Annotated in this window: 8 protein-coding genes; 5 read left to right on the top strand and 3 right to left on the bottom strand. The window is 45.5% G+C overall.

Annotation, left to right across the window (positions count from 1 at the left end):
* Positions 1–15: 15 nt before the first annotated feature.
* On the bottom strand, positions 16–474 hold the full coding sequence (locus tag RT717_RS21455; protein ID WP_317488404.1) for a hypothetical protein: 459 nt from the start codon (positions 472–474) through the stop codon (positions 16–18).
* 453 nt (positions 475–927) lie between these two features.
* Between RT717_RS21455 and RT717_RS21450 the strand changes: the two genes are divergently transcribed.
* Positions 928–1,566 carry a 2OG-Fe(II) oxygenase gene (locus RT717_RS21450; RefSeq protein WP_317488403.1) on the top strand — a complete coding sequence of 213 codons (639 nt, stop codon included), beginning with the start codon at positions 928–930 and terminating at the stop codon, positions 1,564–1,566.
* On the opposite strand, the gene RT717_RS21445 is transcribed toward RT717_RS21450, so the two are convergent.
* On the bottom strand, positions 1,563–2,045 hold the full coding sequence (locus RT717_RS21445; RefSeq protein ID WP_317488402.1) for a hypothetical protein: 483 nt from the start codon (positions 2,043–2,045) through the stop codon (positions 1,563–1,565). The two genes, RT717_RS21450 and RT717_RS21445, sit on opposite strands and share 4 nt — an antisense overlap.
* A 319-nt stretch (positions 2,046–2,364) precedes the next feature.
* On the opposite strand from RT717_RS21445, the gene RT717_RS21440 reads away from it, so the two are divergent.
* Both RT717_RS21440 and RT717_RS21435 read left to right on the top strand, forming a co-directional pair.
* Entirely contained in the window at positions 2,365–3,681 is a 1,317-nt protein-coding gene (locus RT717_RS21440; protein ID WP_317488401.1) for a cytochrome ubiquinol oxidase subunit I, read from the top strand.
* Complete coding sequence (locus RT717_RS21435; protein WP_317488400.1) at positions 3,674–4,684, top strand: cytochrome d ubiquinol oxidase subunit II; 1,011 nt, start codon at positions 3,674–3,676, stop codon at positions 4,682–4,684. The genes RT717_RS21440 and RT717_RS21435 overlap by 8 nt, the downstream gene beginning before the upstream one ends.
* A 573-nt stretch (positions 4,685–5,257) precedes the next feature.
* Here the strand turns inward: RT717_RS21435 and RT717_RS21430 are convergent.
* The gene (locus RT717_RS21430; RefSeq protein ID WP_317488399.1) at positions 5,258–8,767 is read right to left on the bottom strand and encodes a DUF2341 domain-containing protein; all 3,510 of its coding nucleotides are present in this window, start codon (positions 8,765–8,767) and stop codon (positions 5,258–5,260) included.
* Between the two features lie 364 nt (positions 8,768–9,131).
* Between RT717_RS21430 and RT717_RS21425 the strand changes: the two genes are divergently transcribed.
* Entirely contained in the window at positions 9,132–9,470 is a 339-nt protein-coding gene (locus tag RT717_RS21425) for a PadR family transcriptional regulator (RefSeq protein WP_317488398.1), read from the top strand.
* Positions 9,467–12,094, top strand: coding sequence for an ABC transporter permease (locus tag RT717_RS21420; protein ID WP_317488397.1), 2,628 nt, complete (start codon positions 9,467–9,469; stop codon positions 12,092–12,094). Before RT717_RS21425 ends, RT717_RS21420 begins: the two co-directional genes overlap by 4 nt.
* The last annotated feature ends 60 nt before the right edge of the window (positions 12,095–12,154 follow it).

Genomic DNA, 12,154 nt, shown 5'->3' with positions numbered 1-12,154 from the left:
TATTATAATTGTCAATTAGTCCATCAAAGCGCCAACCTGAACCCTTGAGTGAGCACTTACATAGTATCCGTCGTAAAGAAATTCCGACAAAAGCTCGGTGAGTTGCTTTTCTGAAGCATCTTTCTTGAATGTAGCAAAGCAGTAAGAAGCGTCTATACCGAGCACTTCCAGTTCTGGCATTCTTGCTTTTATCCTCACAATCTTTTGCTCCATGTAGGCAGCATTGGAGTTTTCAAGCAAGGGGAAGGCGATATTGATTTTGTCGCCAGAATAGCTCACATTCAATTTGGCTGGGAAGCGTACGCCAAGCTTGGCTAGTTCATGGTCAATCACTCTTGTGCTTTCGCCGTTTTCCAAAAGGGCAGTTCTTTTTTCGAAAAGAGCATCAACCTTTGCGTGATCAATTATCAGATCCTGAGCCATAAGAATGCCATTGAAGGCAACAAGAGAAACGATTATCAGTAGCTTTTTCATAGTGGTTGTATTATATGTTGTTTTTTGTCGTCGTTAAAATGCAATGGTGTAGAAAGCTCTTAAAGAATGTCATCACAAGCATGCCATTTTTGGGCTGCGATTCGTTGATAACAAGATAGATTTTTTCGTTAACCATGATCAAAATTACCAGGCAGATTTCCATTTTTAAAATCCGCTCGTTTCGAAGCATAAAAATGCATGTGGCATTGAAAACCACTATTCAGGATTTTACTAAAACGACCACTTTACACTGAAAACATTACATCATTTGTGACCCAATGGAGCACATGAAACTGCTTCAGATGCTTCAAATGATCGGGATGACTTGTTTTTGCTCATTTATTTTAACCTTTTATTACCTGCACCAGAAACTTTCAAATAATATGCAAGCCGTAAGGGGTTGGACTGCGGAATTATTGCTTATTGAGTTACTTTTGCACACCTGATTTGGACATGACTACACAAACCATCGAGACCCGCTTCAATCAACTTGCCGATGATCTTTCTGAAAATGGATACGGCATCATCGAGTCCTTTCTCAGCGATGAGGAGGTAAAGGACATTTTGAGTGTTTTGGATGACTATCAGGAAGCTGGCGACTTAAAGAGAGCCGGCATAGGGCAGGCTGAAAATCATCAGGTTGATAAATCGCAGCGGGGAGACTTGATCAGGTGGATAGAGCCTGAGAAAGCGAAGGATCCGACCCAGGTGTATTTGGATAGGATGAGGGAGCTGATGCAGTTCATCAACAGAACGTGCTTTCTAAGTCTGAAAGATTTTGAGTTTCATTACACGCTTTACCCGGTTGGCACTTTTTACAAACGGCATTTGGATCAGTTCAAGCAGGACGACCACCGTAAACTGAGTGTCATTTGCTATCTAAACTTCGATTGGAGGGAGGGGGACGGCGGACAGTTGCGGATGTACAAACCTGTTGGCGCTGACGAGCAGATAGTGGACGTGCTGCCTGTGGCAGGAAGATTGATCTGCTTCAGAAGCGATTTGCTGGAGCACGAAGTACTGCCAACTGCAAGAGAGAGGAAAAGCCTGACCGGTTGGCTGCGTGATCAACTGCTTGACGTGCCATTTTAATGAGAGACAAAAAAATAGGCACCGGCTGTTTTTAAATTCCCGTCGTATAGCTTTGTCTCAAACCGTTCCTGTTTTTTGTTTTCGAGCGTTCGTGGATCCAAATGCTTGACATTAATGGAAACATTCCCATCTTCATAAACTCTGACCTTCACGTAGTTGTATACATAGCCGCTACCAGCTGGGTTCTCAATCATTTTACTCTCAGAAAAAGTGATGAACGCCTTGCTGTTCTTCGCAGCATTCCTGCCGAAGTACTCAAAAAAATCAATGTTCATTCCTCCCACTATGTCGGGTGCACTTTCGACTTTCTTTTCATCCACATAAAAATCGCATTTGGCATAGTAGAAAGTGCCTTTCACGTCATATCCTCTCTTAAAGGTTTCCAAAAGCTCTTCAAAGGTTAGCAAAGGACTATTTTGAGCAAATGCGGGAGCAACACACGTAAAAAATATCAGGGAGATAAGTAGCAGCCTTTTCATAGATGGACGATTTAAACTGTAAATTAAACTATTAATTACATTTTTCAGATATACAAGGGAAGCTGGTTGCTCTTTAACGCTGCTTCTTGTTGAGGAAAGAGAAAACTATCCGCCCCACGCCAGAATGAAACATAAGATATGAAATGTGACTTGCTGGGATGATGAAGGGAGAGTGCGGAAGATGCCGAAAGTGCCTGGTAATAAGGAGGCTCATTTAGCCAGGGCAGTTGTGAAGGGTATAAAAATTCCAAAAAATAGAAAATTAGGGGAATCCCTTGCTTTGCAATTACGTTCTTCGAAATAGCTAATTCTCATATTTATGACCGATCTTCTGGCTGCCCGCTCACAAATGGCCATGTCACTGGGTTTCCACATTATATTCTCCTGCATCGGTATGGTCATGCCATTTCTCATGGCATTTGCCAATTACAAATGGCTCAAGACCGGCCAGGAGGACTACCACCGTTTAATGAAGGCCTGGGCCAGAGGTGTGGCTATTTTTTTTGCCGTAGGCGCAGTGTCGGGCACTGTGCTCAGTTTCGAGCTGGGGCTGCTTTGGCCGGGCTTTATGGAGCACGCCGGGCCTATCATTGGTATGCCTTTTTCGCTGGAAGGAGCAGCGTTCTTTCTGGAGGCGGTAGCACTTGGCTTGTTTTTATATGGTGAAAAGGTCTTGAAGCCCTGGGTGCATTTTACGTCAGGAGTTTTCGTTGGCATTTCCGGAGTGGCATCTGGCATTCTGGTGGTAGCAGCCAATGGCTGGATGAATAGCCCGTCAGGTTTCGACTGGGTAAACGGACAGGCATCGAACGTTGATCCTATTGCTGCTATGCTAAACGAGGCCTGGTTCACTCAGGCTTTGCATATGACGCTTGCCGCCTTTGTCGCCACTGGCTTTGGCGTGGCTGGGGTGCATGCCTGGCAATATTTAAAAGACAGAAGCAAATTGCTCCATCTTCGGGCACTCAAAATAGCTCTCGCATTCGGGGCAGTGGCTGCTTTTTTACAACCGTTCAGCGGTCACCTTTCGGCAGATGATGTGGCACACAGGCAGCCGGTGAAGCTGGCAGCAATGGAGAGTCATTTTGAGACAGAGAAAGGTGCTTCATTCGTTATTGGCGGGATTCCCGATGAAGAAAAAGGAGAAGTGAACTATGCTATCAAGATTCCTTACTTATTGAGCATTTTGGCATTCACTGATCCGATGGCTGAAGTGAAAGGGCTTGATGCTTTTCCAAGAGACGAATGGCCGCCTGTAGCCATAGTACACTTTGCTTTTCAGACTATGATAGCAATAGGTGTCCTACTTATGCTAATCGGCGTGATTTTCCTTTTTGGCCAATGGAAGAAGCTACTGCTGGTTCAACGCACCTGGTTTCTTAAGATTCTTGCATTCGCAACGCCATTGGGCTTTTTGGCTGTGGAGGCTGGCTGGGTGGTGACGGAGGTGGGAAGGCAGCCGTGGATTATTTATGGGATCATGAAAACAGCCGATGCCGTAACGCCTATGCCAGGCATAGCTTATTCATTTTATGTAACCACAGGTATTTATTTACTACTGGCCATTTTAGTCTTTTGGTTGATGGGGCGGCAAATCACGGTGTTCAATCAGGAAAAGGAGGTAGCTCATGTTTGAGTGGGTTGTGCTGGTGCTGGTTATTTCGCTTTTACTTTATGTTCTGCTGGGCGGAGCCGACTTTGGTGCAGGCATTCTGGAATTGTTCTCACCGAAAGAAAAGTTTGATGAACTGAAAGCCACTACTTACCAGGCCATTGGGCCGGTGTGGGAGGCTAATCACGTATGGCTCATTATTATTATTGTTATTTTATTCAATGGCTTTCCGGCAGCCTTCAAAGTAATCTCCATTTACCTGCATATTCCGCTTTTGTTGATGCTTGTTGGCATCATTGTCAGAGGAACGGCTTTTGTGTTCCGGCATTATGATGCGGTTCAGGGTAGGTCTCAAAAGGTGTATTCCAGAATGTTTGCCTGGTCAAGCCTGGTGACACCCTTTTTTCTGGGAGTAATTGCAGGTGCCATAGTGCTGGGTAGAATGCCCGTTGGCGTTGAAAACTTCCATCAGGCGTTTGTGGCTCCATGGCTCAACTGGTTCACAGTGGCGGTTGGTATTTTCACATCATCACTCTTCGCTTTTTTGGCAGCTACGTTTCTAATACCTGAAATTGAGGATAGGGGCACCAAAGAGCTTTTTCGCAAGAACGCATTGCTAACGAACATATTGGTAGTAGTAACGGGCGGGCTGGTGTTTGTGGCTGGCCTTGTTGAAAAAATTGATTTTCCCAGGTTGTTCTTTTCCCACCCTTTCGGCCTTGTCAGTGTCATTCTTGCCACGGCAGGGCTTTTGGTACTGGCTGTTACGCTGAGGAAGAAATGGGATCAGCTTTCGAGACTGCTGGCAGGGCTGCAGGGAAGTTTCATTGTGCTGGGCTGGCTGGCACTTCAGTACCCTAATCTGATTGTGTTTATTGATGGGACGGTGATAACGCTTGAAGCAGCAGCAGCCCCGGAGCTGGTGATATCAATTTTAGGCACGATGTTGGCTGTTGGTGTTGTGTTAATATTACCAGCATTGGGCTATTTGATATGGGTTTTTAAGTATCGCAAAGGTTTGCGGTAATTTTTTTCAACAAATCAGACGTTCTGTTAAACTTTTTTCAATAAATTTACGTCTGTATTGAAACAGGAGAAATCAAGAAATTAACAATATGCTAATGAGCTCTTGATTCTGCGCATAAAAAAAGGGGCTAACTTTGCCCCTGATAGTAGAATCCTCTCATTAATAAAGAGTGTAGTTTAAGTAGGTATGTGTTCTGAGCACCTTCGGCTTTTGGCCCAAGGTGCTTTTTATTTGCTCCAATGTAACTGAGATTTTTTCATTTTCACAACTCTTTTTCTGAAATTTTATCAAAGCAATCGTTTGAAAAGTTAGTTATATAACTATTCTCCGAAATCTTATGAAAATTGCCAGCTATTGCTAGCAAAGGTTGACGCCCTCACTTTTTTAGCGCACTAATGCTGATGATATATGTACCAACAGTCATCATTTTTGAATATGTCACTAGTACAGAGGTTGTTTTTTCTTCTGTCAGAAAAGAACCAGAGGAGTGAGCATTACGTATTCGCCAGAGGCGCAGCGCTACATGGTAAAATGGTCTATGAGATCACTATTTCTCCTTCTGCGGGTGTTCGTTTATAACTTAACCAGCCTAAAAGACTGTAGAGAGCCGTTTGCGGGGAAATGTAGGATATATACGCCTGAAGGGTAAGAAATCAAGTCAATCACGAGTTCGCCAGAAGCAACAGTCACCTTTGGTTTTATATGTTGGCCAGCGGTATTGTAAACTTTTACATGCGAAGGGTTGAGATTGTGCGAACCTTTTAACTTGAACCTATTCCCTGACGGGTTGGGGTAGACTGTCAGATCGCTGGATAGCGTAAAGTCAACCTTTTCAATGTCGGAATATGAAATTGTGCCGTCAAAATCCGTTTGTTTTAGTCTGTAGAACGACTTTCCCGGGTAGGGCTGATGATCAACAGCACGATAGGTTCGCTTTTCAGAAGTAGTGCCAGCCCCCTTTACCTGAAGAATCTCTTGCCAATTTTGTGCATCAACTGAGCTTTCAACAGCAAAGAAGTCATTGTTCAGCTCTGACCCTGTTGCCCACTCGATAGTCACCATGCTGCTTGTTGCCATTGCCGAAAAGCTCAATAATTCAACTGGCAGCGGCACTGATACATCGGTATTACCCAAACTGAACCTGTCCCCATCCTGAAATGACACTCCGGAAAATACGGCGATTTTATTTGATACGGTTCCTGCTAGTGGTGTTACGTCATTTGTAGAAAAATCCCCATCCCGGTCAACAAGCAGTCTCAAATTGGAGCCAAGCGGACTTCCGCCCACTCCACTGAAGTCAAAAGAGATGGAAACGGTGCCTACGTCACCTGTTTTAGTGACCGTCCAGTTTCTTGACAGCTTTTCTTCGATAACTGTTCCGTCAACATCGGTGCCAATTGCTTTGCTTGTAGAGCTAATTGCAGCATTGTCGTGTCCCCAAAACATGAATTCGCCATCGTCCAGGTCACTGGGGTTCCATACACGAAGTATACCCGACCCACGGGCATCCACGTGTGCCGAACCGTCAGCAGCCCTTCCAATGCCGGCTACTTCAAAGTCGTAGTCTCCATTTGCCGGGTCATCCATTGTGTATACGTCGTTTCCGGAGGCGGAAATATCGATATCATATTTTGCAGACAAGTAATTGTCGATAATTATTCTTTGTGCAGTATTTACCTCGCCATCGTACATCGCTATTTCCGCAATGTCTCCGGTTAGGAGAAATCCAGTTGTTGTGGCGGTTCCACGTCTGGCGCCGACCAGCACGTCAGTGGTGGCCACGGTTCCTGTGCCTACTCCGCCCCCTGATACGTTTACAGCTTCATCAGACCAGGAGTTTTTTGCTGTCGTATTGTTGATGTGAGCTCCGATAGCCCAGGAATCGGCAGTGTTGATGGTGCCGAGCCCATAGTTGCCACCGATGAATGAGGTGAAGGTATTACCATCAAATGTATATTGATACTGTCTGGTGCCGGAAGTAGCTGTTGCCTTAGAAAAAATAGTGCCATTATTGCCCGAGGGGACATTGTAAACTGCAAAAAAGGACCAACTGTCCGTACCGGGAATTAAGTTGAGGCCCGCTGGGGTGCCAAGGGTTAAAAAGTCTCCCCCGTCGAAACTTACCGATGGGAGCGAAGTATTTACAGCGTTAGCATTGAATGTTGGCTCCTCAGCTGTTACTCCACTTGATACTGCCGACAAACCATTTCCTGATGCATCTGGCCAGGTTGTAACAGCAACGCCGTCAGACAGGCTCAAATCATTTGCCCTAAGCCACAACTGGTTGTTGTTTTGGTCGCCAACTCCGCCTGGCCCGGCATTTCCTGTGATAAAATTCCCGGTGGGCGTGATTGGAAAAGCGCCACAATTACTGGAGCATGTGAGACTAAAATCAGCACATACCTGGTCGAGGGTGCCACCGTTAAAGAATTGAACGGTAGGGTCTGCACCCCCGTTGCCAAGGTTTACGATGCCGCTGCCACAAAGTGTAGCATCTGTCCAATCGATGTAAATATCATCTGCACCAAAAGATGTATTGTCGATGATAGCAACGCTGTTTCCCGACAGGATCAAGTCGTCAGTGTTGGTGAAATTAGCCGTTGCAGCTAGTTCAAAGTAACCCAGGTTAACAATATCTTCTGTCACCGTGAAAGTGCCTCCATTTTCCACCAGCGTATAGCCTTCTATCATTACCTCTTCACTTGAGGTGAGCGTTCCTCCGTTGGCAACGACAATATCTCCTGTATGATAAAACATTTGATCTGTAGAGCCGGTAAAAGCGCCCACATTGGCTCTCGCCAGATCCGCCGGCGATTGGGAACACCCGCCATTATCGTCTACATTATCAATTGTAATAGTGTGACCATTTTGTATAACGACATTGTCAGTTCTTTTCGGAAAGACGCCAGCCCCCACCGCACCGCTGGAACCGTCAGGAGTAAAAGACCAGCTGGAATTGGATTCCCATGCTCCAGAAGCAAAAGAGTAGAATGTGCGTGAAGCATTGAACTCCCCACTGGTGGTGTAAAATGTTGCATCTTCACGTTGATTGTTGTACTCAGTTTCGATCCAGCTGGCGCTGAAAACCTCATTCGACAGTCTGGCGTGATCAAGGTCGCCATTCCAACCCTCATTGCGGGAGCCTGTTGCTCTACCATCGTTACCAATGTCGAGGTAGCTTTCCAGTGTACCTAAACCACCATAGGCTTCGGTGTGCTCCAATTGGCCATTAACATACACAGAACACGTTGTACCATTCCAGGTAAGGGCAATATAGTTCCAGACATCAACTGCTAAAGTGGCAATGCCCTGCTCCAGGTTGTGATTATTGCCAAACCCTAAATCCAGCCCTCCAACGTTGTCATCAGAATATAACTGAATACGGTCGGCAAAACCACTGGGGTTTGATGTGTGACCAAACAGATATTTTTCATTTCCGGTAAAATCAGGGGTACGAGCCCAAATTGAAACTGTACCGCTTGCAGTAGAAATAGAAGCTGAAGGGATTTGCACATAGTCATTTTTCCCAAAATTTTGCCCGTCAGCAATTAAAGCTGGCGATGTGTCGGTGCTTCCTGTATTTGTTCCCGCAGTTCCGCCAGTAGCATCGCTGAAGTCGTCGTTGAGGAAATACACGGCGTCAAAATCTGAATTCCACACACTGGTAACGGAGGGGTCTGCTGACACTGAACAATTCCCATAGAACATGTAAATATCCGTATCAACAGAATTGCTCAGTGTCGGAATTCTAACCCAGGCCACGTATTCGCCTGTCGTAGGATCGTACGACTCAATTTGATGATCCAGCAGGGTTACACCTGCCTGGTCAGCACCAAAAATGATGTCGTACCCGGTAGTGTTTTCAACGTGACCCCCGTTGCCTACCGATCTTAAATCCAAATCGGCGGTGGCACCCATGAACCTGATCATGACAGGGAAATCAGTTAGTGGACTTGCACCCATTACTTCAGATGCATCGATAGTAATTCGCTTGCCATAGCCATACCCTTCGGTCTGGGAAAAAACTTCTGTTGAAAGCGCAAGCAAAAGAACAATAAAAAAAGCTCTACAGATATAAGACACTCGGTGTATAAATTAGGTAATCTACCAAAACTCAAAAAAAACATCATTGCTGGCACTTTTCGGTAAACAATTCGCAATTGAATACAATTTTAACTTTGAAAGTAACCTTTTTGACCGTAGACTTCAAATTTTAGCCGCTAATAATAAACCTTGCCTCCGACTACTTAAATTGATTTGACGGCTTTGTTTCTGATTTCCAGGTGTAAGACTGATCCTTAGTCATCTTACACCTTGGCTAAAGTAATGGCTCAGCGCAACCCTTCTGTTTTAAACCCGTCTATTTAATTTACAATTGTGAAACATAGGTATTACTTTCACGTTAGTAAATCAAATAATTTGCTAACACACCTGAACCTCAATTAGTATGCAAAGAATCAACCTTGGCGAATTTGAAGAGCTGGTATTGTTGATAGCGGCGGTACTGCATGATAATGCCTATGGAATCAGCGTATTACAGGAAATAGAAGCTCAAACCGGACGGCAGATCAATATCAGCGCAGTGCATTCGGCACTCGACAGGCTGGAGCAAAAGGGATACCTGAAATCATACCTGGGTGGTGCTACGAATGAGAGAGGCGGCAGAAGAAAAAGGCTTTTTTCTGTTACAGCAAGTGGGGCAAAAGCGCTATCGGACGTGAAGGAAATGCGCAACACCCTCTATGATCAAATTCCGAAGGTAACGCTGAAGTTAAATTTTGTATGACCGAACAGCACTTACCGGAGCCACCTGGCTGGGCCTTAAAGTTATTGCATTGGTATTGCAAGCCAAGGTACCTGGAGGCTATCGAAGGTGACCTCTACGAGCTTTTTGACCTGCGTTGCCAAAGTGCAGGCGAAAAGGTTGCAAGAAGAGGGTTCGCCTGGGACGTGGTCAGGTTTTTCAGGTGGAAATACATCAAAGGAATAGAAAACTCAAACAGACTAAATCAGTTCGCTATGTGGAAAAACTACTTTAAAATTTCGCTACGGAGCCTTTGGCGGCAAAAGTTCTACTCCGCCATCAATATAGCGGGTCTTTCTGTCGGCATAGCGTGTTGTTTGCTCATCATCATCTATATCAAGCACGACCTGAGCTACGATAGGTTTTGGAAGGATGGCGACCGGATTTACAGGATTGCCATCAACGACCGTGGGCCTTATACACCCACCAGGCTTGGCTCATTTCTGAAGAGCGACTACCCAGAGGTGGAGTCGTACACAAGACTGAATGGGCTTTATGATTTTTCTTTTGCCATTGGGGATAATGTCTTCTCGGAGCCGGGAGGGAGCCTGGCGGACTCTACAGTGTTTGAGGTGTTTGACGTAAAGTTTATAGAGGGAACGCCGCAAGGAGCGCTCTCCGAACCGAACACAGTTGTTTTGACGAAAAGTGTAGCTGATAAGTATTTTCCTCATGAAACTGCTGTTGGCAAAATCATCAAGTCGTCAGGCGACGCAGTGAAAATTACGGCAGTGGTAGAGGATCCGCCGGCCAATAGCCACATGCCGTTCAAATACCTGGTGGCCATGCCCCACGAGTATTGGGCCACCACCGGTTGGTGGACGGGCAACAACTTTTTTACATATGTGAAGCTGGCAGAAGGTGCTTCGGAAGAGGCCTTTGAGGCTAAGATACTTGATTTTATGCGCAAGCATATGGCCAAAGACCTGATGGAAACCTACCACTATGACAACTTTGATGACTATCTCGCATCGGATGATTCATACAGATTTACATTAGTGCCCATTCAGGAAATTCATCTCAATTATCCAAGGTTAACACTGGCTGAGAGCGCTGGCGACATGGATAATGTCTATATATTTTCAGCTGTAGCCTTCTTTATTTTACTTATCGCCTGCATCAATTTTATCAATCTGAGTACCGCCCGGTCTGGCAGTAGATCGAAGGAAGTGGGGATAAGAAAGGTACTTGGGTCGGTGAGAGGTGAGCTGATCAGACAGTTTATGGTAGAGTCATTTCTCATCAGCATTTTTTCTCTCGGTTTGGCTATTTTACTATCGCTGGTAGCGCTGCCATATTTCAACGACCTTTCCGGCAAGCAGTTCCAGTCAACAGATCTCATCACCGTGGATAATATGCTTTGGTTGACACTGCTACTTACAGCTGTGGGCATCATTGCGGGCAGCTATCCTGCGTTGTATCTTTCTTCATTTAAGCCTGTGGCTGCTTTGAAAGGGGAGCTCAAGTCCGGTAAATCCGGGTCATTTTTGAGAAAGGCTTTAGTGAGTTTCCAGTTTGCGATATCCATTTTTCTTGTGATTGCCACTGTGATTGTTTACCAGCAGATCAACCACATGACCAATCAGAAGCTGGGCTTTAATGTCAGCAACACTATGGTGATCAAAGCCGGGTCGGCATTAAAAGACAGCGGCCCGTTTTTCAGGTCAAAGCTACTTGAAAACCCAAATATCGGGGGCGTGGCGGCCAGCACTACCTACCCCTCACAGTTTGTGGGCGACTGGGGTTATAGTACTGTGGGCGACGTGAAGGACAACTATAGTCTTTATACGATGTTTGCCGATAGTTATTATTTAGAAACCATGGGAGTGGAGCTGGCTCAGGGTAGGTTCTTCTCAAGAGAGCTGGCGAGCGACACTGCCTCCATTGTGCTGAATGAGGCTGCGGTAAGAGAGCTGGGCTGGGACGACCCGATCGGTCAGCGGCTCGAGAGAACGGAAGGGGTGTTCACAGTAATCGGCGTGGTGAAGGACTTTAACTTTTCCTCTCTCAAAAGAAAAATAGGAAGCCTGGCTATCAGGTATGACGCTGAAATTCACAAGACCAAGTGGGGATCTGCCTATTACCTGGCGAGGGTTAAGGGTAGCTACCAGGAAACTGTAAACTCCATCGGTGAGCTTTGGGGTACAATAGCTCCGGAGGAACCATTCGACTATGACTTTGTTGATCAGGCATTTGCGAAGCTCTATGAGTCGGAGGCAAAGTTCGGAAAGATATTTACCGTTTTTTCAGCGTTGGCTATTCTTATTGCCTGCCTGGGACTGTTTGCCATGGCGGCTTACACGCTTGAGAAAAGGTTTAAGGAGATTGCTATTAGAAAAGTACTGGGGGCCAGCGTATTTTCCATTACCACTTTGGTGTTGTCCGACTTCACGAAGCTGATTCTCTTCGGCTCAATCATAGCTGTTCCCCTTGCGTTCTATGTGATGGACCAATGGCTGCAAGAGTTTGCTTACAGAATGGAATTAGGCATTGTAGTGTTTCTTATACCTGTTTTGGCCGTAACGCTGCTAGCCTGGCTAACAGTAATTTACCAGTCGTTCAAAACTGCTACTGGCAACCCGGTATATGCACTCAAACAAGAGTGAACTTTAATTTCACCGAAAAAAAAGGAGCTAATTTGCTCCTTTTTTTGTTTACTGGTATTG

Origin of the sequence: Imperialibacter roseus (assembly GCF_032999765.1) — a bacterium.
GTDB lineage: Bacteria > Bacteroidota > Bacteroidia > Cytophagales > Cyclobacteriaceae > Imperialibacter > Imperialibacter roseus.
Note: the sequence above shows the minus strand (reverse complement) of the source record. Positions and strands in the feature narration are given on the sequence as shown.

Excerpts from the sequence above, each read along its gene's own strand:
- RT717_RS21455 (WP_317488404.1), bottom strand. The coding sequence starts at position 474 with ATGAAAAAGCTACTGATAATCGTTTCTCTTGTTGCCTTCAATGGCATT.
- RT717_RS21450 (WP_317488403.1), top strand. The coding sequence starts at position 928 with ATGACTACACAAACCATCGAGACCCGCTTCAATCAACTTGCCGATGAT.
- RT717_RS21445 (WP_317488402.1), bottom strand. The coding sequence starts at position 2,045 with ATGAAAAGGCTGCTACTTATCTCCCTGATATTTTTTACGTGTGTTGCT.
- RT717_RS21440 (WP_317488401.1), top strand. The coding sequence starts at position 2,365 with ATGACCGATCTTCTGGCTGCCCGCTCACAAATGGCCATGTCACTGGGT.
- RT717_RS21435 (WP_317488400.1), top strand. The coding sequence starts at position 3,674 with ATGTTTGAGTGGGTTGTGCTGGTGCTGGTTATTTCGCTTTTACTTTAT.
- RT717_RS21425 (WP_317488398.1), top strand. The coding sequence starts at position 9,132 with ATGCAAAGAATCAACCTTGGCGAATTTGAAGAGCTGGTATTGTTGATA.
- RT717_RS21420 (WP_317488397.1), top strand. The coding sequence starts at position 9,467 with ATGACCGAACAGCACTTACCGGAGCCACCTGGCTGGGCCTTAAAGTTA.